Origin of the sequence: Trinickia symbiotica, from assembly GCF_003028655.1 — a bacterium.
GTDB classification, from domain to species: domain Bacteria; phylum Pseudomonadota; class Gammaproteobacteria; order Burkholderiales; family Burkholderiaceae; genus Trinickia; species Trinickia symbiotica_A.
The window spans coordinates 125,808-149,890 of the sequence record NZ_PYUC01000011.1 but is presented as its reverse complement, the minus strand read 5'-3'; the positions used below and the strand labels follow the sequence as shown (position 1 = coordinate 149,890).

The window sequence follows — 24,083 nt, the reverse complement described above, 5'->3', positions numbered from 1 at the left end:
CGCTCTTTGGATCGATCCGGGCGCTCAGGGCGAGGCAAACACGTCGGTCGGATCCGAGGGCGAGACCGTCTGGATGAAGAATGGCAGGAACGACGTGCCATGAGCGTCGAGGCCTGCGTAGTCGCCGACGAAATACCCTTCGGCATACGGCGCCAGTTTCATGTCGAACGAGCCGGCAAGATGAATTTCGTTGCCGAAACTCGCGCCGTCGTCCGTCGACGTCTTCTGCCAGTAATCGGTCGGCAGCGTCGTCGTGTTCCCGGCCGCGAGGTTGCGCAGGTCGTAGTAGGTGACGGCCACGGTGCTCGCCGAATTGACGCGGACGGACGGATTGAACGCGGCTCTGCCCGTCGGCGTATTGACCCGTATCGGCGCGCTCCAGGTATTGCCGCCGTCCGTCGAAGTCGATAGCGCGACTTCGTCGTAGTTGCCGCCGTTGAACCGCGAGTCTTGCCAGACGACGTAGAGCTGGCCCGTTGCCGAATCGATCGCGGGCTCCGGGATGATGTCGCCCGTGCGCAACGGCTCTCCTGTGTTCGGGTCCGTCACGCCGACCGTGCGCAGATCGGCGATGATTTGCGGCTTGGTCCAGGTCGCGCCGTCGTCGGTCGACTTGATGAAAGCCACCTTATTGGCCGTGACGCTGAAGGGCGGCGTAATCAGATTGAAGAAATCGTAGAGCGTTCCACTGCGCGGATCGACGACGATCTGATTGCCGATCGTTTGCTGGCGCGAAGGGACTTTTACGATTTCGACGGGCGCACTCCATGTCGCGCCGCCATCGACCGTCTTGGAGAACATCGTGGGGCCGCGATAGGCGGCCGTGTGCAGGTTCGCATACGGATTGCCGTTCGGGAGCTCGAGCCGGTCCCAGACGGCGTAAGCGACGCCTGCTTTGACGGGGTTGGCGGTCACGGATTCTTTATCGTTGAAGAACTGCAGCGACGGCTCATTATCGGCAATGATGACGCTCAGATTGCCCCACGTCTGACCGCCGTCCTTCGAGACGGCCGCGGCCACCGAGTTGTCGTTGTTCGATTGGTTGAACGAGATCGAGACGGAGTAGGCCGTGCCGTCAGGCCCAATCGATACCCATGGGTCCGATGCGCGCTCGTAGCCGAGCCCGCCCGCGCAGGCGGAAAAGGGCAGGTTCGTCTGCGCCCAAGTGTGGCCGCCGTCGAACGAGTAGCCGGCCACGAGGCCGTGCGCGCCGCCGTTCGACCAGCGGTCTTGTTGCCAAGCGCCGATGACGTTCGAGGGATTCGCCGGATTGATCGCCACCCACGGCTCCACCTCGGCATTCACGAAAACCGTGCCCGGTCCTCCGATCGTGCACGAGGCGAAGGGGCTAGGCCCGGACACCAGGACGGGCGCGGCCGATGCCGCGCCGGCGCTCAACAGCGCCCCCAGGGGAATCGCAGCGAACAAAGCACGAGGTCTGCAATTGCGTCGCATAGAAAGCTCCTCTTCTCCATGCGGCCGGCAACGTCGGCCGGTGTCCCTTCAGCGAACCGCCACGACGGCGACCGAGGTAGGGGCAGCGCATCTTGCCCGTGCGTCGTGGGAAGGACATTTCCGGCGCGCTCGTTCGCATCGTTGTTGCTCGCCAAACATGACTACCGCTCCAACCGCCGCAGGCCGGGAACGCTGGAAGCCGCCAGCGCGTCGGTGATGCTTCGCGACAAACGCCCGCAATCCGGTAACGCAATGCACTTTAGGTAACGTAGGACGATTATCTAGAAATTTTTTGTAACAACTCGTTGATTGATCGCGAGTTGGATTTTGGGGGGCGGAACGCGCCAGGGCAGCGGGCCCGCGAGGGCACTCGTCCAGCGCCCGCGCGGGTTACGTATCGAAGCCAGCCACGGCGCCCGCGCCGACGGCGCTCGTTGGCCGGCCTTACTTCGGCAATACGGGAATCATCCAGGTCAGCACGTGCTGCTGCAGGAACACCAGCACGCCGAGCAGCAACGTGAGTAGAACGCTATGCCAGAACGTGCGCGCGAAGACGATCCCTTCCTGCCCTTTGAGATCGGTCGTCGATACGCCCGTGGCGATGTTCTGCGGCGAGATCATCTTGCCCATCACGCCGCCCGACGAGTTCGTCGCCGCCATCAGCACCGGGTCGAGGCCCAGCTGCCGCGCGGCCACGACCTGCAGATTGCCGAACAGCGCATTGCCCGACGTATCGCTTCCCGAGAGGAACACGGCGATCCAGCCGAGCGTCGCCGAAACGAGCGGGAAGAGCGCACCGGTCGACGCGACACCGACGCCGAGCGTATAGCTCATGCCCGAGTAGTTGAGCAGGTAGGCGAGGCCGACGATCATCATGACGGTCAGAATCGCGATGCGCGTCTGCTTCCATGTACCCGCGACGCAGCGGAAGAAGTCCGCCACCGAGAGCCGCGTCCACACTGCCGTGACGATCGCGGCAAGCAAAATGGCGGTGCCCGTGCCGAGCGGCTGGAAGTCCCAAATCGCCGCATACTGCTTCTTGTAGAGCGTCATGTAGACGGCGTTGTGAAGGCCCGGCCACTTGATCTTGACATCGCCGATCGCCGCAATGTTCGCGTGGACCCAGATGATGACGATGACCGATACGACGAGCCACGGCAGCCAACCGCCGTAGCCGACGCGGCTTGCGCCATGATTGCGGCTCGCCGCCGACGTGCCTGTCCGGTTGCCGTTGCTCGACATGGCGAACTCCGGATCGAGCTCCGGCTTCCAAACCTTCAGGAACGCCACCGTCACGATTAGCGAGGTCAGCGAGGAGAACACGTCGGTCAGTTGGTACCCGAGGAAATTCGACGTGATGAACTGAGCTAGCGCGAAACTGCCGCCCGAGACCAGCAGTGCGGGAAAGAGCTTGCCGATCGAGCGGAAGCCGCCGTAGATGCCTACGACGTAAAACGGCAGCAACATCGCGAAGAACGGCAACTGGCGTCCCACCATCGCTCCGAGCGGCGCGGGCGGCAGCGAGGTCACGGCGCCGAGCACGGTGATCGGCACCCCGAGCGCGCCGAATGCGACAGGCGCCGTGTTGAAAATCAGCGTGAACGTCAGCGCTTCGACGGCCGGAAAGCCGAGTCCGATGAGCAGGGCGCTCGTGATCGCGACCGGCGTGCCGAAACCCGATATTCCTTCGAGCAGGCAGCCGAACGAGAAGGCGACGACGAGCAGCACAAGCCGCCGGTCGTCGGGCAGGTGATCGAGCATCCATTGCCGGAACTGATCGAAGCGGCCCGTCTTGACCGCGATGTTGTAGAGCAGCAGTGCGTTGAAGACAATCCACATGACCGGGATCAGCGCGAGCGTCATGCCCGCGGCGACCGCATTGAACGCGAGACCCGCGGGCATGCCCCAGACGCCGATGGCGATGATGAGGCCGGCGACGAGTCCGGCGAGCGACGCTTGCCACGCTGGCCTGCGCAGTACGCCGAGCATGACGAGCGCAATCGCTATTGGCACGATCGCAAACAGAAAAGAAAGCAGCAGCGAATTCCCGACCGGGGTCAACGGTTGGGCAAATAGGGTTCCTGGCGGTAAAGCCAAACTTGGGTTCATTTTGTCTCCGGTCCATGCTGAGGTCTTACTGGAGTCAGCGCTTCAGCGCTTACTCACATCCTTTAGTGGAAAGCCTTTCCGGCTGATTGAAATTGTTGAAAGCAATCGATTTACTTCAAAAAGCTGATCCCCCAATAGTTAAAACCGTTAACGCTCGATCGAAGCGAATCGTTCAATCCGATTCACGCTGCGAACGCCCTGCTGCGCCGCGAGCGGGCGAGTTGAATCACGCGGAGCCAGCCGCACCCGCCGATGCACATCCCTCCGGCTGGCAGGCCGTCGGTCCATCGGCCTGCCAGCTTCTCGGTTTGCGCATCGGTCGTCAAAGCGGTCCGACCAGCTTTCGATGCAGCTTCAGTTTTGATTCGATTGCGCTGCAATCGAGGTTCGGCGGGTTCGCGCGAATGTCGCTTCGAATGCGCCTTTCAGTGCCCCGCGGACTTCTTGACCTCGAGCCTGAATCGATGCAGCAAAGGCTCGGTATAGCCGCTCGGCTGCGCACGGCCTTGCAGCGCCAGCGCACAGGCCGCCTTGAAAGCGACGGAAGCCGCATAGCCGGGCGCCATCGGCCGGTAGTGCGGATCGCCGGCGTTCTGCTTGTCGACGACGATGGCCATGCGCTCGAAGACTTCCTTCACGAACGCTTCGTCGACGATCCCGTGGCGCAGCCAGTTCGCGATGTGCTGGCTCGAAATGCGCAGCGTCGCGCGGTCTTCCATGAGGCCGACATTGTGGATATCCGGCACCTTCGAACAGCCGACACCCTGATCGATCCAGCGCACCACGTAACCGAGAATGCCCTGCGCGTTGTTCTCGACTTCGTGACGGATATCGTCTTGCGACCACTGGGCGCGCTCGACGACGGGCACGGTCAAGAGGCCGTCGATGAGTGCGTTGCGCTCGCTCGCATAGTCGATCTTCTCCAGCTCTTTTTGCACTGCCTGCACGTCGACATCGTGATAGTGGAGCGCGTGCAGCGTGGCGGCCGTCGGCGACGGGACCCAAGCCGTGTTGGCGCCCGCGCGCAGTTGCGCGGACTTCTGCTCGAGCATCGCATGCATCATGTCAGGCATCGCCCACATCCCCTTGCCAATCTGCGCGCGGCCGCGCAGCCCGCAGGAGAGCCCGACGAGCACGTTGTGGCGCTCGTAGGCCGAGATCCACGTCGAGGTCTTCATGTCGCCCTTCCTCAACATCGGGCCGGCTTCCATCGCCGTATGCATCTCGTCGCCGGTGCGATCGAGGAAGCCCGTGTTGATGAATGCGACGCGGGTGCTGGCCGCTGCGATGCAGGCAGCGAGGTTCACGCTCGTGCGGCGCTCCTCGTCCATGATGCCCATCTTCAACGTGTTACGCGGCAGACCGTAGAGATCCTCGACGCGATCGAAGAGCTCCCCGGCAAATGCGACTTCGGCCGGGCCGTGCATCTTGGGCTTCACGATGTAGATGGAGCCCGTGCGCGAGTTCAGCTTGCTCGCGCGATCGTGGAGCGCGCAAAGCGTCGTCACCGCCGCATCGAGAATGCCTTCAGGAATTTCGTTGCCATCGCGATCGAGCACGGCGCCGTTCGTCATCAAATGGCCGACGTTGCGCACGAAAAGCAATGAGCGTCCATGCAACGTCAGGGTCTTGCCGTCCGGCGTCCGATAGCTGCGGTCCGCGTTCAGGCGGCGCACGAACGTCTTGCCGCCCTTCGTGACCTCCTCGGTGAGCGTGCCCTGCATGAGGCCCAGCCAGTTGCGATAGAGGGCGACTTTGTCGTCTGCGTCGACGGCGGCCACCGAGTCCTCGCAATCGATGATCGTCGTCACGGCGGCTTCGAGCAGCACGTCTTTCACGTGCGCCGGGTCCGTGCGGCCGATTGGCGTCTCCTCGTCGATCTGAATCTCGATGTGCAACCCGTTGTGCTTCAGCAGGACGGCCGTCGGCGCATCGGGCTCGCCGAGGAAGCCCACGAACTGGGCTGGCGTGGCGAGCTTCGTCGCGCCCTTCGCCGTGCCGACGGTGAGCTCGCCGTCGAGTACCGCATAGCGCGTCGCGTCGCGATGCGAGCCGTTCTCGAGCGGCGCGGCGCGATCGAGGAACGCGCGCGCGTATTGAATCACCTGTGCCCCGCGAATCGGGTTGTAAGCGCCGCCTCGAGTCGCGCCGTTGTCCTCGGGCAATGCGTCGGTGCCGTACAGCGCGTCATAGAGGCTGCCCCAGCGCGCGTTCGCCGCGTTGAGCGCATACCTGGCGTTCGAGAGCGGCACGACGAGTTGCGGGCCGGCTTGCTCGGCGATCTCGACATCGACGTTCGACGTCGTCACCTGCACGCGCTGAGGCGCGGGTGCGAGATAGCCGATCTGCTCGAGAAAGGCGCGATAGGCGCGCGGATCGGTCACGGGACCGGGATGCGCGCGGTGCCACTCGTCGAGTGCCGTCTGCAGACGGTCGCGCTCGGCGAGCAGCGCGCGATTTTTCGGCGCGAGATCGTGGACGATCGCCGAGAAGCCTTGCCAGAATGCGTCGCGGTCGACGCCGGTACCGGGCAGCGCTTCGTCTTCGATGAAGCGGACGAGCGCGTCGTCGACGCGCAAGCCGTGAAGGTCGGTCAGATTGCTCATGGTGGTCATGCGTGTGTGGTTTTTTGTTGAAGAGGGCCTCAGGCGGCACGCTGCGTGACGCTTGCGGCGCCGGCCTTGGCGATTTGCGCGTCCTGGTCCGACTTCACGCCGGATACGCCGACCGCACCGACGCACTGCCCATCGACGAGGATGGGCACGGCGCCTTCGAGCGTGCCGGCGAGCGGCGCGCTCAGGAAGGCGTAGCGTCCGCCGTTGATCATATCTTCATAAGCTTTCGATTCGCGCCGGCCGAGGGCCGAGGTGCGCGCCTTCTCCGTCGACATATAGGCGCTGCTCGGCGGGGCGCCGTCGAGGCGCAGCAGGCCGAGCGGATGGCCGCCGTCATCGACGACCGCGATCGCCACCGCCCAGCCGTGCCGTTCGGCTTCGGCGCGCGCCGCGGTGAGGATGTCGTTGACCTCGGCGACGCCGAGTACGGATTTCGTTTGCATGTCGATTCTCTCTTTTCTCTTCGGACTACTGACTGATCTGGCGCGGGCGTCCGTGCTCGCCGATATCGATCGACGAATCTCGATTCAGGAGGACGCCAGCGATGCGTCGACGAGTTCGATCCAGTGCCGCACGGGCGTGCGGCCAGCACCGTTCAGGTGCGTCTGGCAGCCGATATTGGCCGTCACGATCGTGTCGGGACTGCCGGCTTCGAGCGCGTCGAGCTTATTGTCGCGCAACGTGCGGGCGAGCTGGGGCTCGGTGATGGAATAGGTGCCGGCCGAGCCGCAGCAAAGGTGTCCGTCGGCCGCTTCGGTGAGATCGAAGCCGAGACGCCGCAGCAGCGCTTCGACGCTGCCGCCGAGCTTTTGCGCGTGCTGCAGCGTGCACGGGCAATGCACGGCGATACGGCCCGCGCGGTGCGCGCGATCCTTCTCGGTCGAGCCGGGCGGCTGTAGCGTCTCGACTGGCTCGGCCGCAAGGATTTCGACGAGGTCGCGCGCAAGGTCGCTCACGCGCCGCGCTTTCGCCGAGTAGGCCGCGTCGCCGCGCAACAGATCGCCGTACTCCTTGACGAAGGCGCCGCAGCCGCTCGCCGTCAGCACGATCGCTTCGGCGCCGGCCTCGATCGCCGGCCACCAGGCGTCGATGTTGCGCCGCGCACGCTCGAGCCCGGCGTCCTGCGCGTTGAGATGGTATTCAGCCGCGCCGCAGCAGCCGGCCTCGCGGGCAGGCGTCACGCTGATGCCGAGCCTGTCGAGCACGCGCGCGGCCGCCGCGTTCGTGTTGGGCGAGAGCGACGGCTGGACGCAGCCCTCGAGCAGCAGGACGCGCCGCGCGTGCCGTACCGGCGGCCGCGGTAACGCGCGAGCGGCCGACGCCGGAATCTTCCGGCGCAGCGAGCCGGGCAAGAGCGGGCGCACCGCACGGCCCGCTGTCAAAAGCTTGCCGAAGAGCGACGCGTTCGGCACGACGCGGCGCAAGCCGGCGCGCAGCAGCCGTTCTTTCACGGGCCGCTCGGTGCGCCGTTCGAGCTCGGCGCGGCCGATGTCGAGCAGCGTGTGATAGCGGACGCCCGACGGACAGGTCGTCTCGCAGTTGCGGCAGGTGAGGCAGCGGTCGAGGTGGGTCTGCGTCGTGGCGCCGACCGGCTTGCCTTCGAGCAACTGCTTGATCAGATAGATGCGGCCGCGCGGACCGTCGAGCTCGTTGCCGAGCACTTGATAGGTGGGGCAAGTCGCGTTGCAGAACCCGCAATGGACGCAGGCTCGCAAGATCGCTTCGGCTTCGTCGGCCCGGGCGATCGACCGGGCTTCTTCGCTGAGAGTGGTTTGCATCGATTCTGGTAATCGGGTTCGGGTGTTAGCGTGATCGTCTCTTCGCCCGCGGTGCCTTCGGCGCCGGGCGTTTAGAGTCCGGCGTAAAGGCGGCCGGGGTTGAAGATCCCATGCGGATCGAGTTGCGCCTTCAACTGTCGATGAATGCGCAGCAGCGCGGGGGAAAGCGGCTCGAACGGTTCATCCACGAGGTCGGGCGTGAAGCAGGTGGCATGGCCGCCGAGCGCACGCACCGCATTGCGCACGACAGTGGGCGGCGCGTCGGTTTTGAGCCAGCGCTGCATGCCGCCCCAGTCGAGTAATGACTTGCCCGGCAGTTCCACGACCGGGGCCGAGGCAGGCACGGAGAGCCGCCAAAGCGGCTCAGGACGCGCGAAGAACGGCAACGCGAATGCGCGCAGCGCGGCCCAGAACGCGCCATCCGACACGACGCCGCCCAAGCGCGCCCGCGCGTCGCGCACCGAACCCGCGCCGCCTTCCAGCCGCAGCCGGAGCTTGCCGTCGTCGAAGCAAGCGCCTGCGATCGGTACGCCTTCTCGCAGCCACTCCGCGAGCTTGGGCAACGCGGCCGCGGCCGGCATGTCGAGCGCGAGATCGGCCGTGGCCCGCGGCTTCGGCACGACTTTCAGCGAGACTTCGGTGATGAGCCCGAGGCAGCCGAGGCTGCCCGCGAGAAGGCGCGAAACATCGTAGCCGGCGACGTTCTTCATGACCTGGCCGCCGAAGCGCAGGTGCTTGCCGTGACCGGTCACGACGCGGCAGCCGAGCACGAAATCGCGCACGGATCCGGCCCATGGGCGGCGCGGCCCGGAGAGGCCCGCGGCGACCATGCCGCCAACCGTTGCGCGGCCGTCGAACGTGGGAGACTCACAGGCCAGCATCTGCCCGGCTTCGTCGAGCGCGGCCTCGAGATCGGCGAGCCGCGTGCCCGCGCGAGCCGTGACCACGAGTTCAGTCGGGTCGTAGCTGACGATGCCGGCGTGAGCGGTCGTATCAATCGGCACCGCGTGGTTATCGTGCCGATCGACCGGTCGGCCGAGGAAAGCCTTCGTGCCGCCGCCGCGGATCGCGAGCGGCGTGCGCTTGTCGATGGCGGCGCGCACGGCTTCGACGAGCGCTTCGCTGCCGTCGGTCGAGTTGAACTCTCGTCGCATCAAAAGCGCTCCAGCTCGGGGAACGGCAGGTTGCCGTGGTGCACGTGCATGCCGCCGAACTCGGCGCAGCGATGCAGCGTCGGGATGTTCTTGCCCGGGTTCAAAAGGCGCGACGGATCGAATGCGGCCTTGACGGCATGGAAGAACTCGATTTCGTCGCTCGAAAACTGCACGCACATATGGTTGATCTTCTCGCGGCCCACCCCATGTTCACCGGTGATGCTGCCGCCCACCGCCACGCAGAGCTCGAGGATTTTGCCGGCCAGCGCTTCGGTGCGCTCGAGCTCGCCAGGTCGATTCGCGTCGAACAGGATCAACGGGTGAAGGTTGCCGTCGCCGGCATGAAAGACATTGGCGACGCGCAAGCTGTATTCGTCGGAAAGGGCCGCGATCCCTTTCAGCACGCCGGGCAACTCCCGGCGTGGAATCGTGCCGTCGATGCAGTAGTAATCGGGCGCGAGCCGGCCGACCGCGGGAAACGCGGCCTTGCGGCCCGCCCAAAGCCGCAGGCGTTCCGCTTCGTCGCGCGCGATCCGGATTTCGGTCGCGCCGGCGCTTGCCAGCAGCTCGCTCACGCGCGCCAGATCTTCGTCGACGTCGCTCGCAGCGCCATCGAGCTCGCAAAGCAAAATCGCCGCGGCGTCGACGGGGTAGCCCGCATGGATGAAATCCTCGGCGGCACGAATGGCGAGGTTGTCCATCATCTCGAGCCCGCCCGGAATGATGCCGGCGCCAATGATCTGGGCCACGGCGTTGCCGGCCGTCTCGACGTCGTCGAAGCTCGCCATCAGCAACTTTTGGCATGGCGGCTTGGGCAGCAGCTTGACCGTCACTTCGACGACGACGCCGAGCATGCCCTCCGAGCCCGTGAACAGCGCGAGCAGGTCGAAACCGGGACTGTCTAGCGATTCGGCGCCGAGCGTCATGCGTTCGCCATCGATCGTGACGATGTCGACCGCGAGAATGTTGTGCACGGTGAGGCCGTACTTGAGGCAATGCACGCCGCCGGCGTTCTCGGCGACGTTGCCGCCGATCGAGCAGGCGATTTGCGACGAAGGATCGGGCGCGTAGTAAAGGCCGTAAGGCGCGGCCGCCTGCGAGATCGCGAGATTGCGTACGCCGGGCTGAACCCGTGCGATACCGGCCGATGCGTCGACCTCGAGAATGCGATTGAACTTCGACATCGCGAGCAGGATGCCTTTCTCGAGCGGGAGCGCGCCGCCCGAGAGCCCAGTGCCGGCGCCGCGCGCAACGACAGGCACGCCGCGCTTCGCGGCGAGCTTCAGGACGGCGCAGACCTCGTCGACCGTTTCGGGCAGGACAACGCAAAGCGGCACCGTGCGGTAGGCCGAGAGCCCGTCGCACTCGTAAGGGCGCAGCCGTTCCGGCTCGTGCAGGACTTCCATGGTCGGTGAAAGGCGATGCAGCGCGGCGATCAGCGCCTCGCGATCGACCGGCGGCAAGGCGCCGTCGATCCTTTCGTCATAGGTGAAGCTCATTCGATGTTCCCTCGCGGCCGCGTCTCCTTGCGGCGCGAATGATTGTTGTACGCGGGCGCCACGTCTGTCCATGGGGAAACCTGCTGGTCATACCAGTTTTTCGATGACCTCTTTGCGAGGATGGTCGGGCGAGCCATATAATCCATGGCATAGGAGCGCGATGCAGACGCTGCGCCAAGATTGCATGCAGGTGGTCATACCAGTGGAACACAAGCTCGAGGAGAGGGCGGCCCGGCGGGTCGCCGACGTCGTTGCGGAGCGGATCGAAACGTTGATCGTGGACGGCGTTTTGAAAGAAGGGCAGGCGTTACCGTCCGAGCGGCGCTTGACGGAGAAGCTCGGCGTTTCGCGTACCGCGTTGCGCGAGGGGCTCAAGCTGTTGCGCGCGCGCGGCATCATCGAGACTGACCAGGGGCGCGGCTCGTTCGTCGCGCGCCTCGCCTCGCGCGAACATACGACGCCGATGATGCACTTGCTTGCTTCGCAGCCGCGCACGCTCTATGACCTCTTCGAGGTCCGCGGGCTGCTCGAGGGCGAATCGGCGCGGCTTGCCGCGCTGCGCGGCACCTCCGCCGACTACGTGCTCATTACGCGCCGCTACGAGGAAATGATCGACGCGAGTGCGGGCGAGCGCGACGCCGAGACGCATGCGCGGCTCGACCACGCGTTTCACCTTGCGATCTGCGAGGCATCACATAACCCGATCCTCGTGCATACGCTTCGCTCGCTGACGGACTTGCTCCTCAGTTCCGTCTTCGCGTCGGTCAATAACCTTTATCATCGCGAAGCCGAAAAACGCACGATCGACCGGCAGCATGCGCGGCTTTACAACGCCGTCGTGGGCAAGATGCCGGAGCAGGCCCGGCGCGCGGCAAGCGATCATATCCGCACGGTGGCGCTCTGCCTGAGAGAGATCGAACAGGAAGAGCAGCGTCTCGTACGATCGACGCTCAGGCTCGAAGGATGGGAGTAGCGCGCGAAGACAGGGGGCGGGCGCGCCGTCCGAGCACCGTGATGGCCGATTGCGCGATCAAAAACAAGGAGCCGCTTCCACCGTTTCCGGCGCAAGCGGCTCGAACGACTGAGTCGGGACAACTCGTTGACTACGTATTCGATACCCCCGTTGGTCTCTTCGCTGCTCTGATACCCCGTTGCGCCTGACGGCCAGGCGGCGCCGACCTTCGGCGCCGCGGCCGCCATTCTGGACGCGAATGCTTTACATCAACTGCTGAATCGACATTGTCAGTACTGCCAACTACGAACTGCAACCCGTGTACTGCCGATCGCGCCCGCGTGAATCGACAACCTGTCGCGGCTGCGCGCTGCTGCCACTACTGAAGTGCTGTTGAACTGCTACCGCTGTTGGTACGGCCTTGGCTTCCGGCACTGCTGAACTGCCCACGCGAGGGGAGCGCGCGGATGGGGTCGATGTCGCACCCCATGACGAGAAGTGTAGGCGCGGGCCCGTTGGATCAATTCCTCGAAACGAGCGGTGTATGGTGCCCAATTCGATCGATCGCGGCGAACGCGTTGGTGCGCCGCCCCGTCACCCCCCGATTCTCTAAGGGTATGTCCGGGTTGGGCGACTCCGGACAAAGCACTGCAGATAAAATATCGCGGCGATACGCGCCGGCGACCCGATGACCACGCGCAACGCCGCGCAAACATGTATGTGCAACGTGACTCGCCGGGTCGCGGCGGCGGGTCTTGCGTCTCAGTTCTCAACGTCGATAGAGGTAGAACATGTCGAGAAATGTCGGTGTCATCGGACTTGGCGCCATGGGCGCAGGCGTTGCACAGTCGCTGCTGCGCGCGGGCTTCGCGGTCCACGCGTGCGACCTGCGCCGCGACGTGCTCGACGCGTTCGCGGCGCAAGGCGGCGTAGCGTGCGCGACGCCGGCGGAGCTGGCGCAGCGTTGCGAGGTCGTCCTGACGCTCGTCGTCAATGCGGCACAGACTGAAACGGTGCTCTTCGGCGAAGAAGGCGCGGTGCCCGCGATGGCGCGCGGCGGTGTTGTGATCGCGAGCGCGACCGTGGCTCCGGAGTTCGCGGCTGCGCTCGGCAAGCGCGTCGAGGCGGCGGGCCTTCAAATGCTCGATGCCCCGGTTTCGGGCGGCGCCGCGCGCGCGGCGTCGGGGCAGATGACGATGATGACGTCGGGTCCGGCCGCCGCCTACGAGAAATGCGAGGATGTCCTGAGCGCGATCGCGACGAAGGTCTACCGACTCGGCGCCGCGCACGGCATCGGCTCCAAGGTCAAGATCGTCAATCAGCTTCTGGCCGGCGTGCATATCGCGGCCGCGGCCGAGGCGATGGCGCTCGGCATGCGCGAAGGCGTCGACCCCCAAGCGCTTTACGAGGTGATCACGAACAGCGCCGGCAACTCGTGGATGTTCGAGAATCGCGTGCCGCATATTCTTGCCCGCGATTTCACGCCGCTTTCCGCGGTCGATATCTTCGTGAAGGATCTCGGCCTCGTTCTCGATACGGCGCGACGCAGCCAGTTTCCGCTGCCGCTCTCGGCGGCCGCGCACCAGATGTTCATGATGGCTTCGAGCGCGGGGCACGGAGGCGAGGACGATTCTGCCGTCATCAAGATCTTTCCCGGCATCATCGAATAGCTATCCGAGGAACCACACCATGCCGCGCTTTGCTGCGAATCTGAGCTTGATGTACAACGAGGTTCCGTTTCTCGAGCGCTTCGCCGCGGCGGCGAAGGACGGCTTCAAGGCGGTCGAGTATCTTTTTCCGTATGAGTTTGCCGCGTCCGAAATCAAGGCGCGGCTCGACGCGCATGGGCTCGTGCAGGCCCTTTTCAACGCCCCGCCCGGCGACTGGAGCGGCGGCGAACGCGGTATCGCCGCGCTGCCAGGGCGCGAAGACGAGTTCGAGCGCGGCATCGAGACGGCGCTCGAGTATGCGGCCGTCATCGGCAACAAAAAGCTGCATGTGATGGCGGGGCTCGTCGGCGCCAACGACGATCGTGGCCGTCATCGAGACGTCTACCTGCGTAACCTCGAGCATGCGACAAAAGCGGCGCGTTCGGCTGGCATCACGGTTCTGATCGAGCCCATCAATACGCGCGACATGCCCGGATATTTTCTGAACCGCCAGGACGAGGGCCAGGCGATCCGCCGCGAGCTCGACGCGGCGAATCTGCTCGTCCAGTTCGACTGCTATCACTGCCAGATCATGGAGGGCGATCTCGCCGTGAAGCTGAAGCGCGATATGGCCGGCATCGGCCATATCCAGATTGCCGGGGTGCCCGAGCGGCACGAGCCCGATACCGGCGAAATCAACTATCCCTATCTCTTCGAATGCATCGACGCGCTCGGCTACGACGGATGGATCGGTTGCGAATACCGGCCGCGCGCGGGCACGTCCGAAGGGCTCGGATGGTTCGCGCCGTATCGCTGACACTCATAACCAAGGGGACGCTCAATGAAAGTATTGATCACGGGAGGCGCGGGTTTTCTCGGCCAACGCCTTGCGCGCAAGCTGCTCGAACGCGGCATTCTCGCCGGTCCAGACGGTAAGCCACAGCCGATCTCGCAGCTCGTGCTGCTCGACGTTGCCGCCGCGCCCGACATGGGCGATGCGCGAGTGCGCGTCCATACCGGCGACATCTCGCAGCGCGATGTTCTCGAAGCCGCCATCGATTCGGACACCTACGCGATTTTTCATCTCGCCGCGATCGTGAGCGGCCAGGCCGAAGCGGATTTCGAGCTCGGCATGCGTATCAACTTCGACGCGTCGCGGCTGTTGCTCGATACATGTCGAGCACGAGGGCATCGTCCGCGGGTCGTCTTCGCGAGCTCGGTGGCCGTCTACGGTGGCACGCTACCGGACGTCGTGCGCGACGACACGGCGCTCAATCCGCAGTCGTCCTACGGTACGCAAAAGGCGATGACCGAGCTGATGGTTTGCGATTATGCGCGGCGCGGCTTTATCGAAGGTCGCGCCGTGCGACTTCCGACGATCAGTGTTCGACCGGGCCGGCCCAACGCGGCGGCGTCGTCGTTCGCGAGCGGCATCGTTCGCGAACCGCTCGCGGGCGTCGAGGCGATCTGCCCCGTCGAGCCGAAGACGCGCTTGTGGCTGCTCTCGCCGCGCGCCGCGATCGACGCGCTGATCGCGGTATATGAACTCGAGCAGCGCGCTTTCGGCGATCGCCCGGTCCTCAATCTGCCCGGTCTTTCGGTCAGCGTGGAGGAGATGGTCGACGCGTTGCGCCAAGTCGCGGGCGACGCCATCGTATCGCGGGTCATATGGCGGCGTGACGAGCGCATCGAACGGATCGTCGCGAGCTGGCCCGGCCGATGCGATACGTCGCGCGCGAAATCGCTCGGCTTGCGCGGCGACCTCGCCTTCGCTGATGTCATTCGCGCCTACTTGCATGACGACGCGCCGCGCGTGTGACGACGGTGATCGATTCCTGATTGCGTTAGCTGCCCCAGCTGACGTTCACCTGGGCAAACGAAGGGCTCGATAGAGCGACTCAACCGCGCCGATTGTTATCGCTTTTTGCGAAAGTGTTGTTGCGAATCGCGTATTTATCGCGAGTCTTCACCTCCGTAGACTTCAATCACCAGCTGCTGATAACCATCGCAGCGGCATTCAGGAAAACCAAGTTTCGGAGGAATCGATCATGAACTCGCTCATCAAGGCTGTTATCGTTGCTGTCGCCGTTGCCGCTCCCGTTGCTTCGTTTGCTCAGGACGCTCAACCCGTTACTCGCGCGCAAGTCAAGGCGGAGCTGCAGCAACTCGAGGCGGCCGGCTATCGTCCCAGCGCCGGCACGGACCCGTACTACCCCGCCGATCTGCAAGCCGCGCAAGCGCGCATCGCGGCTGCCAATGGCAACGTGCAAACGCCGGCTCAAGACGTCGGTGGCGTGACGGGCGGTGCCGCTCACTCGAGCGTATCCGCGAACAACGCCGGCACGAAGTCCATTTATTTCGGCATGTAAGCGCGGCGAGAGCGGGGCACTGCGCCGGATGGCGCATGCGCCGCGACCCCGGCCCCAATCCGATCGACAAGCCCGCGCGCCATGCGCGGACTTGTGTTTTCTGGCGAGGCCGGGTGCACCCCTTGAAATCGCATCGCTTCCCCCGCATCTGACAGCCACCGATTTTTGTCAGGATCGCTGATCATGGGAAGCCGTCCAGCCTTTATCGACGACCTTGCGCGCGATATGTCCGGCGACGATGCGCCGGGCACCGCGAGCAAGCTGTCAAGTGAGAGTGACGATGCACTGCTCGACGCCTACTCGCGCACCGTCATCGGCGCGCTCGAGCGCGTGCAGCAGGCCGTCGTGTTCATCTCTGTAGACCGCAGCGCGCCCGGAGAGACCGGGCGGCGCGGTGCACGCGGGGGAAGCGGTTCGGGATTTCTGTTCACGCCGGACGGCTATCTTTTGACGAATAGCCACGTCGTTCACGGCGCCACGTCCGTTCGCGTGACGCTCGCGGAGGGTTCCACGCACGAAGCCAGCATCGTCGGCGACGATCCGAGCACGGATCTCGCGGTGTTGCGAATCGGCTCGGCGGAGCCGCTGCCGCATGCGGAGCTCGGCGAATCGTCGAAGTTGCGCGTCGGGCAGATCGCCATCGCGGTAGGCAACCCGCTCGGCCTCGCGCAAACGGTGACGACGGGCGTCGTTTCCGCGCTTGGCCGTTCGCTGCGCTCGATATCGGGCCGCATGATCTACGACGTGATTCAGACCGATGCCGCGCTCAATCCGGGCAATTCGGGCGGACCGCTCGTCAACTCGGCGGGCCAGGTGATCGGCGTCAACACCGCGATCATCCCCGGCGCACAGGCCATCTGCTTCGCAACGGCGATCGATACGGCAAAGTGGGTGATCATGCAACTCTTCGCCTACGGCCGCGTGCGGCGGGCCCATATCGGCGTGGCCGGCACGACGGTGCCGATCCCGCGCAAAGTGCAGCGCTACTTCGAATTGCCGGGCACGACGGGCGTGCGCGTGATGGAGGTCGTCAAAGGCAGCCCCGCAGCCGAAGGCGGCGTGCGTGTCGACGATACGATCGTCGCGATCGACGGCATCCCGGTCGATGGCATCGACGCCTTGCAACGCACGCTCGATGCGTCGCGGATCGACCGCGTCGTCGAGATTGCCGTCTTGAGGTTGACGCACAAACTCGTACTGCGGCTGACGCCCGTCGAGCAGACGAACTGATCGATCATCAATAGCGATCGTCCCAGTCATGATGATGGTGGTGGTGGTAGCCGTCGTCCGGCACGATGATGCAACCGCTCAGCGCGCCTGCGAGAAATGCCGCCGCCAGCATCCAGCCGATGATCCGCTTCATGGAAGAGTCCCCGTGGGTGAGTGGTGCGCTCAGTTTAGGGAGCGACCGTATTACCGATGTGTGGGTGTGTAACAAGACGTGGCACGCGGATCGCGCTGACGTTGCACGCCGACGAGCGCCCGCGTCCCCAGCCGAAATAATCGGTTTCAGAACTCACAAAGCACCGCCCGCAGAGGGCGGGAGACATTGCTGAGCGGCCTACGATTTCAAGAGTCTGGCGAGCCTTTCGCAAAAATTTTTCTTTGTCTAAACCGGTGCATCATCCTACGATGTGTGCTTGGTTCTCCCACAACACTGTCGTGAGCAGCTCACGGCGACTCGATCCACCGATGACCCAAGAATCCGAAACCGCCGAGCCGGCATTGTGCGACGAGGTATCCGAAGCGGTCGTTTCCGCGTCAGCGGTATCGCGCGGGGACGACGCGTACGAGCGAATCCGCCGGGACATCCTCTCGTGCCGCTTCATGCCCGGCTCGACGCTGACCGAAAGCCAGTTGATGAGCACCTATCAGATCGGCAAGAACAGCTGTCGAATCGCGCTCGTGCGTCTCGTGCACGAAGGTTTCGTCCGCTCGATGCCGCGTCAGGGCTATCGCGTCGCGCCGATCACGCTGCGCGACGTGGAAGAGGTGTTCGCGCTGCGTGTGCAGCTCGAGCCGCTCGCCGCGCGGCTCGCGTGCGGCCGCGTCGACGTACCGCTCCTGAGAAGGCTCGAGGCCGCCTGTCGTGTCCCTCACCCCGAGCGAGAGCTGTCGGATCAGATCGGCGTCTTCCTCGATGCCAACCGCGAGTTCCATCTGACGATTGCGCGGGCAAGCGGCAACGAACGTCTGCATCGCGCACTCGCGAATCTGCTTGACGAGATGACGCGACTCGTCGCGCTCGGCTTCGGCGTGCAGGGCACGAAGCCTGAAATCAAGCATGACCACAACGCGATGATCGAGGCGTTCGAGGCGGGCGACGAACGCCGGGCCGAAACGATCGCACGCCGTCATATCGAGACCTTTCGCGACATGACGATGGAAAAGGTTTATGCAAGCCTGTCGAGCGCCGGAGCATCGCTGCCGGTCTTCTCGGTTGCGGAGCTGCGGCGATGATCGACGCCTGATCCACGCGCCGGCAGTCGATCAGGCGCCGCCTGCTTCAGATGAGTCCATTCGATAATCATTCGGAGTCCTAAATGGCATCCTCCCTCCCGTCGACGATGAAGGCGCTCGTCCTGCGTGCGCACGGCGACATTGATCAGCTCGCGGTCGTGAACGACAAGCCCGTGCCGCGCGCCGCGGCCGATGGCGTGGTCATCCGCGTGCGCGCGTCGTCGTTCAACTATCACGACGTCTTCACGGTGAAGGGCATGCCCGGCATCAAAGTACCGCTGCCCGTGGTGATCGGGCTCGATATGGCGGGCGAGATCGTCGAGGTCGGTGACGGTGTCGACGGCTGGAAGACGGGTGATCGCGTGCTCGTGAACCCGCTCAATCGCGAAAAAGGGCTGATGGGCGAGATGCTCGACGGCGGCATGGCCGAGTATTGCGCCGTCTCGGCGGCGCAGCTCATCGCGCTTCCCGAGGCGGTCGGATTCAACGAAGCGGCGGCGCTGCCGGTCGCTTATGGCACCGCGCACCGCATGCTCGTCACGCACCGCACCGTCAAGGCCGGCGATCGTGTGTTGATCCTCGGCGCGAGCGGCGGCGTCGGCACGGCGTCGCTGTTGCTCGCGAAGCAGCTCGGCGCCGAGGTGATTGCGTGCGCCGGCAGCGACGAGAAGGCAGCACAACTGAAGGCGCTCGGCGCCGACCATGTCGTCAACTATCGGACGACCGATTTCTCGAAGTGGGCGATCGAGCACTATGGCAAGCCGCAGCGGCGTAACTATGAGGGCGGCGTCGATGTCGTCGTGAACTTCACAGGCGGCGAAACATGGGTGCCGTCGCTCAAGTGCCTCAAGCGCGGCGGCACGCTGCTCGTCTGCGGCGCGACGGCCGGCCACGATCCGAAGGAAGACCTGCGCTACATCTGGAGCTTCGAGCTCAAGGTGATCGGCTCGAACAGCTTCTACGACGACAACTTGCGCGCGCTCGTCGAGCAGATCGCGCGCGGCGAACTGAAGCCGTCGATAGACCGCGTGCTTTCGCTCGGCGAGGCCGCTGAAGGCTTGCGTCTGATTCGCGACCGCGAGGTGCTCGGCAAGGTCGTCGTCAATCCCTGAATCGAACATCGAACCATTCCGATTCATCCGGACTCATTCCCATTCAATTCGAGGAAGCGAAGATGACCGAAAACGCGGATGCGAAAGCGCTGCCCGATGCGCGCGAAATCGAGGCGCGTCTGCGGCGCGCGCCGTTTCACGACTGGCTTGGGCTCAAGGTGCTGTCCGTGGGCGAGGGCGAGATCGAGCTCGCGGCCACATGGCGCGACGAGTGGGTCGTGAACCCCGAGAAGCGTTATACGCACGGCGGCATTCTTGCCGCGCTCGTCGATCTCGCCGCGGATTGGGCGCTGGTCTCGAAGACGGGGCGCGGCGTACCGACGATCGATCTGCGTGTCGATTACCATCGCGCCGCCTTCCCGGGCGATTTGCGCGTGACCGGCAAGGTTATTCGCTTCGGCGGACAAGTCTCGACTGCCGAGGCCTATGTCTACGACTCGGACGGTAAGCTCGTCGCGAGCGGCCGCGGGACATACGCGAGCGCGACGCCTTCGGCGCCGCCCGCGGCGAGCAAGGCGTGACGCTCGATCATCTCGTCGTCAACGCGCGCTTCGATATCGACGCGGCCGCGACGCTCTTCGCGCAGCTCGGCTTCACGGTGACACCGCGCGGCTATCACACGCTCGGGTCCGTCAACCATACGATCGTGTTCGACGACCACTATCTCGAGCTGGTCGGTCTGCCGGCGGATGGTGAGACGATTCGCGAGGAGATCGTCGCGAGCCCGATCGGGCCCGAAGGTCTGGTGTTTCGCAGCGACGACGCTCGTCGGACATTCGAGTGGCTAGGCCGCGCGGGCTTCGATGTTGGTTCACCGCAAACCTTTTCCCGCCCGGTGGAGCCGTTCGGCGATGCGCGCTTTACGACGGTGCGTCTCGCACCGGGACAGTTGCCGGCCGGCCGGGTCTACTTCTGCCAGCATTTGACGCCCGAACTCGTGTTCCGCGAGCAGTGGAGGAGTCATGCAAACGGGGCCTATGCGCTCGCGCAGCTCCATCTGATCGGCGCGGACCGCGAAGCTTATGAGCGCCTTGGCGAACCGACGTCAGGGTTTTCGTTGGCCTTCTGGACGCGCGCGGACTTCGTTGCGCGTTTCGGTGCGGCAGCCGCGCGGATCGAGGATCGATCGCCGCGCTTCGCCGCCATCACCATCCGCACGCCGCAATGGCGCGAGACGGGTACGCGCGCGCTCACGGCAGGACAGCCCGTCGAAATCGACGGCATGCGCAGCGTAGTTGCGCTGCCGCGCTTCGACATGTTGCTGGAGTTCATCCCGTGACCCCATCGGCCAACCTCGGCATGTTGATCGGCCGCGAGAACGGCGCGCATGCCGATGCAGTGGCGCTGATCGAACTGGATGACGCGCTGGAACCTGTTCGATACACCTTCGGTGCGCTCGACGCGATCGCCGACGACGTGGCTGCGACCTTGGCCGGCCAATACGAGCGCGGGGATCGCATCGCGATCCTCGCCGCGAATTCGGCGCATTTCGTCGCTGCCGTGCTCGGCATCATGCGTGCGGGCCTCGTCGCGGTGCCGATCAATTTCCGCTTTCCGCGGGCGCTCATCGAGGAGGTGATCGCGGACAGCGGTGCGCGGCTCGTCTTTTGCGATGCCGCGCGAGTCGATCACGTGCCCGCCACGCTGCCGGGCGTCGTGTTCGATGCGTGCGGCAATCCCACGTTGTCCGAACCGCCGCCCGCCAACGTAATGACTTTTTCGGCGTTCGTTGCAGGCGCGACCCGTGGCGATGATACGGAGGCACACGGCGCGCGTTTCGTAGCAATCGATCCCGAGCCGCGCGAGGCGGCGCTGATTCTCTATACGTCGGGATCGACGGGCCGGCCCAAGGGCGTCGTGCTTTCGCACGAGAGTCATTGGTGGGTGGTTCGGACGCGCCTCCAATCGCAGCCGCTCGCCGGCGAGCGGCTGCTGATCGCGGCGCCGCTCTTTCACATGAATGCCTTGGCGCTTGCGTTCCTCGCGCTCGCCGCGCGCTCGACGATGGTGATGCTGCCGCAATTCAACGCGGCCAACTACATTCGCGCGATCGACGCATGGCGTTGCACATGGCTCACGGCCGTGCCGCCGATGATTGCGATGATGATGCAAGAGCGCGCATTGCTCGCACAAAGCGACTTGTCGTCGGTGCGCTTCATTCGCATGGGCTCGGCGCCTGTCAGCGCTGCGTTGCTCGATCAGATCCATGAGCTGCTGCCCAACGCACGCATCATCAACGCATACGGCACGACCGAAGGCGGTCCTGTCGTGTTCGGCCCGCACCTGCGGGGATTGCCGACGCCGACGCTGTCGGTCGGCACCGCGCATCCGCTCGTCGATCTTCGTCTCGTCGACGAGACAGGTGCCGAAGCCGACGAGGGCGAGTTGCAGCTGCGCAGCCCGGGCCTCATGAACGGCTATCACAATCGGCCCGGCCTGCCGCTGCCTTTCACGTCCGACGGCTATTATCGGACCGGGGATGTGTTTCAGCGTGACGCGAACGGTTTCTACACCTTTATCGGCCGGCGCGACGATATGTTCGTCTCGGGCGGCGAGAATATTTATCCCGGCGACGTCGAGCGAATGTTGGAACGCCATCCGCTTATCGAGCAGGCGTGTGTCGTGCCCGTCGTCGACGAAATCAAGGGCACAAAACCGGTCGCGTTCGTGAAGCTGAAGCCCGGCGCCGCACTGAGCGCCGACGACGTCAAACGATTCGCGCTCGAGCACGCTCCCGCCTATCAGCATCCACGCCGCGTCTGGTTCGTCGACGGATTTGCGCTCGCCGCGACGAACAAGATCGATCGCGCCGCTTTGAAGAAGGCGGCGATCGAACGCCTGCAAGACGAGAGGCGCATCGAAGGCGCGTAGCCGCCCCGGGGTTGGGACTGATGTTTCGCCGCCAAGTCCCAATTCCCTCAGGACGACATCAAATATCGATAGACGTCCTATTCCACTTCGCGTGAAAAGGATCGGTAAGAAATCGAGAATCAACGATTCTCGGCGCATTTATCCGCGAGCGGCTGTAGGAATATCCTGAATCTTGGGTAAGGACGCTAGAAAGCGTCGAAAGGAACTGTAAAGTAGTACGAATGCAGGTCGTAATACGGCTGCGTCACTGCGCGATTTGCATCGAGCATGGCCCGCTTGAAAGCCACTTGTGTTTCGGAGATTGCATGAGCATCGCTAACCTTTCCATTGCCCGGAAGCTTTACGCTACATTCGGGATCGTCATTGCCATATTGGTGATATTGGGCATTACGTTCTATTCGTTCTTTTCGTCGGTGATGGAGGCGAACCGATGGAACGTCCACACGTATCAGGTAATCGACGAGACGCGCGCGTTGACCGAGAGTCTCATCAACATGGAAACGGGTCTGCGCGGCTATGCGATCGTCGGTGACGATGCGATGCTCGAGCCATACCGTAACGGCAGCGAATCGTTCAAGCAGCACCTGGCCACGATCCGGAATCTCACGAGCGACAACGCGCAGCAACAAGAGCGGCTGCGCAAGCTCGAGAATCAGGAGACACAATGGGCGTCGAGCTTTGCGGACGATCTGCTTACCAAGCGCAAGACCGTGATCTCAGGCAGCACGACGATGGACCAGTTCATCGCGTCGTTCAAGGGGAACACGGGCAAGGCGCAAATGGACGCGATGCGCGCGACGTTATCGGAAGTGGCAGGCAATGAGTCTTCCCTGCTTTCCGTGCGCGAGGCCGAGGTCAAGTCGCTGCAGACGAAAACGCAGATTGTGCTGATCGCCGGTACCTTGGTGGCAATTGCGCTCGCGCTCGTTTTTGCTACATGGATCGCGCGGCTCATCGCGGGGCCGCTGCGCGAAGCCGTAACGCTTGCCGAGGCGATTGCGGGCGGCGACCTCACACGCACGATCATCTCGCGGACCACCGATGAAGTCGGCTCGTTGATGCGTGCGTTCGCCGGCATGCAGGACAAACTCGTCTCGGTCGTTTCCTCCATCAAGACTTCAACCGACTCGATCAACGTGGCGGCAGGCGAGGTGCGTGCCGGCAACGCCGACCTGTCGTCGCGCACCGAGCAGCAGGCCGCGTCCCTCGAGGAAACGGCATCCAGCATGGAAGAGCTGACGGCGACGGTGAAGCAGAACGCGGACAATGCGCGTCAGGCGAGCGGTCTCGCCGCCAATGCGTCGGAAGTCGCGGACAAGGGCAACGACGCGGTAGGCCGCGTGGTGGCAACGATGAGCGACATCAACGAGAGCTCGAGCAAGATCGGTGACATTACGGGCATCATCGAAGGCATCGCGTTCCAGACCAACATTCTCGCGTTGAACGCTGCCGTGGAAGCGGCGCGCGCCGGCGAGCAAGGCCGGGGCTTCGCCGTCGTCGCGAGCGAGGTGCGCAGCCTCGCGCAGCGCTCGTCGGCCGCGGCCAAGGAAATCAAGGAACTCATCGGCGCCTCGATCGACAAGATTCGCGGCGGCATGACGGAGGTCGAGGAAGCGGGGCGGACGATGTCGGAAGTGACGCTGGCCATCAGCCGTGTGACGGACATCATGGGCGAGATCGCCGCCGCGTCGGACGAGCAGAGCCGCGGCATCGAGCAGGTCAATCAGGCCATCACGCAGATGGACCAGGTGACCCAGCAGAATGCCGCGCTCGTCGAGGAAGCCGCCGCCGCCGCTCAGTCGCTCGAAGACCAGGGCAGCGAGCTCGGACGCGCCGTTTCGGCTTTCCGGATCGCCACGAGCGTGACGGCCTTCACCTCGGCCAAGGTTTCCGCTCGCCCCGCGACACGTGCGCCCGCGAGGCCGTCCGCACCGCTCAAGCGGCCGGCGCTGCAGCCGGTGAAGCCCGCAGCGGTCGAGTCGGCGGACGCCGCGCCGGCCGTCTCGGCGCAGGCCGCCGTCGAATCGGCAGGCGCCGACTGGCAGACTTTCTGACGAATG

General features: G+C 64.5%; 20 protein-coding genes and 1 pseudogene. 13 read left to right on the top strand and 8 right to left on the bottom strand.

The window, feature by feature from the left end; genetic code table 11:
• Window positions 1-24: 24 nt before the first annotated feature.
• From C9I57_RS21975 to glcD, 7 genes are all read right to left on the bottom strand, one after another.
• Window positions 25-1,455 (bottom strand): sialidase family protein, encoded by a 1,431-nt coding sequence (locus C9I57_RS21975; protein WP_107152732.1) that lies wholly within the window; start codon window positions 1,453-1,455, stop codon window positions 25-27.
• 444 nt (window positions 1,456-1,899) lie between these two features.
• Entirely contained in the window at window positions 1,900-3,564 is a 1,665-nt protein-coding gene (locus C9I57_RS21970) for an L-lactate permease (RefSeq protein ID WP_107152731.1), read from the bottom strand.
• A 425-nt stretch (window positions 3,565-3,989) separates the two neighbouring features.
• Window positions 3,990-6,161, bottom strand: coding sequence for a malate synthase G (locus tag C9I57_RS21965; RefSeq protein ID WP_107152808.1), 2,172 nt, complete (start codon window positions 6,159-6,161; stop codon window positions 3,990-3,992).
• A gap of 47 nt (window positions 6,162-6,208) precedes the next feature.
• The gene (locus tag C9I57_RS21960) at window positions 6,209-6,622 is read right to left on the bottom strand and encodes a GlcG/HbpS family heme-binding protein (RefSeq protein WP_107152730.1); all 414 of its coding nucleotides are present in this window, start codon (window positions 6,620-6,622) and stop codon (window positions 6,209-6,211) included.
• An 84-nt stretch (window positions 6,623-6,706) separates the two neighbouring features.
• On the bottom strand, window positions 6,707-7,957 hold the full coding sequence (gene glcF, locus C9I57_RS21955) for a glycolate oxidase subunit GlcF (RefSeq protein WP_107152729.1): 1,251 nt from the start codon (window positions 7,955-7,957) through the stop codon (window positions 6,707-6,709).
• A 71-nt stretch (window positions 7,958-8,028) separates the two neighbouring features.
• Window positions 8,029-9,111, bottom strand: a complete 1,083-nt coding sequence (gene glcE, locus C9I57_RS21950) for a glycolate oxidase subunit GlcE (RefSeq protein ID WP_107152728.1) — start codon at window positions 9,109-9,111, stop codon at window positions 8,029-8,031.
• Window positions 9,111-10,610, bottom strand: a complete 1,500-nt coding sequence (glcD, locus tag C9I57_RS21945) for a glycolate oxidase subunit GlcD (RefSeq protein WP_107152727.1) — start codon at window positions 10,608-10,610, stop codon at window positions 9,111-9,113. The genes glcE and glcD overlap by 1 nt, the downstream gene beginning before the upstream one ends.
• Window positions 10,611-10,794: 184 nt before the next feature.
• On the opposite strand from glcD, the gene glcC reads away from it, so the two are divergent.
• The 7 genes and pseudogenes from glcC (at window position 10,795) to C9I57_RS21910 (ending at window position 16,810) form a co-directional block, all read left to right on the top strand.
• The gene (gene glcC, locus C9I57_RS21940; protein ID WP_107152807.1) at window positions 10,795-11,583 is read left to right on the top strand and encodes a transcriptional regulator GlcC; all 789 of its coding nucleotides are present in this window, start codon (window positions 10,795-10,797) and stop codon (window positions 11,581-11,583) included.
• Between the two features lie 643 nt (window positions 11,584-12,226).
• A pseudogene (locus C9I57_RS33635) lies at window positions 12,227-12,319 on the top strand (GntR family transcriptional regulator); the annotation flags it as partial.
• A gap of 34 nt (window positions 12,320-12,353) precedes the next feature.
• Window positions 12,354-13,232, top strand: coding sequence for an L-threonate dehydrogenase (gene ltnD / locus C9I57_RS21930; protein WP_107152726.1), 879 nt, complete (start codon window positions 12,354-12,356; stop codon window positions 13,230-13,232).
• Between the two features lie 19 nt (window positions 13,233-13,251).
• Window positions 13,252-14,028 (top strand): 2-oxo-tetronate isomerase, encoded by a 777-nt coding sequence (gene otnI / locus C9I57_RS21925; protein ID WP_107152725.1) that lies wholly within the window; start codon window positions 13,252-13,254, stop codon window positions 14,026-14,028.
• A gap of 24 nt (window positions 14,029-14,052) precedes the next feature.
• Window positions 14,053-15,030: a D-erythronate dehydrogenase gene (gene denD, locus C9I57_RS21920; RefSeq protein ID WP_107152724.1), complete on the top strand. Its 978-nt coding sequence runs from the start codon at window positions 14,053-14,055 to the stop codon at window positions 15,028-15,030.
• 229 nt (window positions 15,031-15,259) lie between these two features.
• The gene (locus tag C9I57_RS21915) at window positions 15,260-15,580 is read left to right on the top strand and encodes a DUF4148 domain-containing protein (protein ID WP_107152723.1); all 321 of its coding nucleotides are present in this window, start codon (window positions 15,260-15,262) and stop codon (window positions 15,578-15,580) included.
• Window positions 15,581-15,763: 183 nt separating this feature from the next.
• Window positions 15,764-16,810 carry a S1C family serine protease gene (locus C9I57_RS21910; protein WP_107152722.1) on the top strand — a complete coding sequence of 349 codons (1,047 nt, stop codon included), beginning with the start codon at window positions 15,764-15,766 and terminating at the stop codon, window positions 16,808-16,810.
• 7 nt (window positions 16,811-16,817) lie between these two features.
• Here C9I57_RS21910 and C9I57_RS33350 read toward each other — a convergent pair whose 3' ends face one another.
• A complete protein-coding gene (locus C9I57_RS33350) occupies window positions 16,818-16,943 on the bottom strand; it encodes a hypothetical protein (RefSeq protein WP_018443784.1) in 126 nt (41 codons plus the stop codon).
• A 329-nt stretch (window positions 16,944-17,272) separates the two neighbouring features.
• Here C9I57_RS33350 and C9I57_RS21905 point away from each other — a divergent pair, with 329 nt between their 5' ends.
• The 6 genes from C9I57_RS21905 (at window position 17,273) to C9I57_RS21880 (ending at window position 24,077) form a co-directional block, all read left to right on the top strand.
• Complete coding sequence (locus C9I57_RS21905) at window positions 17,273-18,040, top strand: GntR family transcriptional regulator (RefSeq protein WP_107152721.1); 768 nt, start codon at window positions 17,273-17,275, stop codon at window positions 18,038-18,040.
• A gap of 107 nt (window positions 18,041-18,147) precedes the next feature.
• Window positions 18,148-19,152, top strand: coding sequence for a zinc-binding dehydrogenase (locus C9I57_RS21900; protein WP_181321917.1), 1,005 nt, complete (start codon window positions 18,148-18,150; stop codon window positions 19,150-19,152).
• 62 nt (window positions 19,153-19,214) lie between these two features.
• Window positions 19,215-19,673 carry a PaaI family thioesterase gene (locus tag C9I57_RS21895; RefSeq protein ID WP_107152719.1) on the top strand — a complete coding sequence of 153 codons (459 nt, stop codon included), beginning with the start codon at window positions 19,215-19,217 and terminating at the stop codon, window positions 19,671-19,673.
• Complete coding sequence (locus tag C9I57_RS21890; protein WP_107152718.1) at window positions 19,670-20,431, top strand: VOC family protein; 762 nt, start codon at window positions 19,670-19,672, stop codon at window positions 20,429-20,431. Before C9I57_RS21895 ends, C9I57_RS21890 begins: the two co-directional genes overlap by 4 nt.
• A gap of 20 nt (window positions 20,432-20,451) precedes the next feature.
• Window positions 20,452-22,023, top strand: a complete 1,572-nt coding sequence (locus C9I57_RS21885) for a class I adenylate-forming enzyme family protein (RefSeq protein WP_107152717.1) — start codon at window positions 20,452-20,454, stop codon at window positions 22,021-22,023.
• Window positions 22,024-22,328: 305 nt separating this feature from the next.
• Window positions 22,329-24,077 (top strand): methyl-accepting chemotaxis protein, encoded by a 1,749-nt coding sequence (locus tag C9I57_RS21880; RefSeq protein ID WP_258187774.1) that lies wholly within the window; start codon window positions 22,329-22,331, stop codon window positions 24,075-24,077.
• Window positions 24,078-24,083 lie beyond the last annotated feature (6 nt).

Excerpts from the sequence above, each read along its gene's own strand:
- denD (WP_107152724.1), top strand. The coding sequence starts at position 14,053 with ATGAAAGTATTGATCACGGGAGGCGCGGGTTTTCTCGGCCAACGCCTT.
- glcD (WP_107152727.1), bottom strand. The coding sequence starts at position 10,610 with ATGAGCTTCACCTATGACGAAAGGATCGACGGCGCCTTGCCGCCGGTC.
- C9I57_RS21915 (WP_107152723.1), top strand. The coding sequence starts at position 15,260 with ATGAACTCGCTCATCAAGGCTGTTATCGTTGCTGTCGCCGTTGCCGCT.
- glcE (WP_107152728.1), bottom strand. The coding sequence starts at position 9,111 with ATGCGACGAGAGTTCAACTCGACCGACGGCAGCGAAGCGCTCGTCGAA.
- otnI (WP_107152725.1), top strand. The coding sequence starts at position 13,252 with ATGCCGCGCTTTGCTGCGAATCTGAGCTTGATGTACAACGAGGTTCCG.
- C9I57_RS21970 (WP_107152731.1), bottom strand. The coding sequence starts at position 3,564 with ATGAACCCAAGTTTGGCTTTACCGCCAGGAACCCTATTTGCCCAACCG.
- C9I57_RS21905 (WP_107152721.1), top strand. The coding sequence starts at position 17,273 with ATGACCCAAGAATCCGAAACCGCCGAGCCGGCATTGTGCGACGAGGTA.
- glcC (WP_107152807.1), top strand. The coding sequence starts at position 10,795 with ATGCAGGTGGTCATACCAGTGGAACACAAGCTCGAGGAGAGGGCGGCC.
- C9I57_RS21880 (WP_258187774.1), top strand. The coding sequence starts at position 22,329 with ATGAGCATCGCTAACCTTTCCATTGCCCGGAAGCTTTACGCTACATTC.
- C9I57_RS33350 (WP_018443784.1), bottom strand. The coding sequence starts at position 16,943 with ATGAAGCGGATCATCGGCTGGATGCTGGCGGCGGCATTTCTCGCAGGC.
- C9I57_RS21960 (WP_107152730.1), bottom strand. The coding sequence starts at position 6,622 with ATGCAAACGAAATCCGTACTCGGCGTCGCCGAGGTCAACGACATCCTC.
- glcF (WP_107152729.1), bottom strand. The coding sequence starts at position 7,957 with ATGCAAACCACTCTCAGCGAAGAAGCCCGGTCGATCGCCCGGGCCGAC.
- C9I57_RS21885 (WP_107152717.1), top strand. The coding sequence starts at position 20,452 with ATGTTGATCGGCCGCGAGAACGGCGCGCATGCCGATGCAGTGGCGCTG.
- C9I57_RS21910 (WP_107152722.1), top strand. The coding sequence starts at position 15,764 with ATGGGAAGCCGTCCAGCCTTTATCGACGACCTTGCGCGCGATATGTCC.
- C9I57_RS21975 (WP_107152732.1), bottom strand. The coding sequence starts at position 1,455 with ATGCGACGCAATTGCAGACCTCGTGCTTTGTTCGCTGCGATTCCCCTG.
- ltnD (WP_107152726.1), top strand. The coding sequence starts at position 12,354 with ATGTCGAGAAATGTCGGTGTCATCGGACTTGGCGCCATGGGCGCAGGC.
- C9I57_RS21895 (WP_107152719.1), top strand. The coding sequence starts at position 19,215 with ATGACCGAAAACGCGGATGCGAAAGCGCTGCCCGATGCGCGCGAAATC.
- C9I57_RS21900 (WP_181321917.1), top strand. The coding sequence starts at position 18,148 with ATGAAGGCGCTCGTCCTGCGTGCGCACGGCGACATTGATCAGCTCGCG.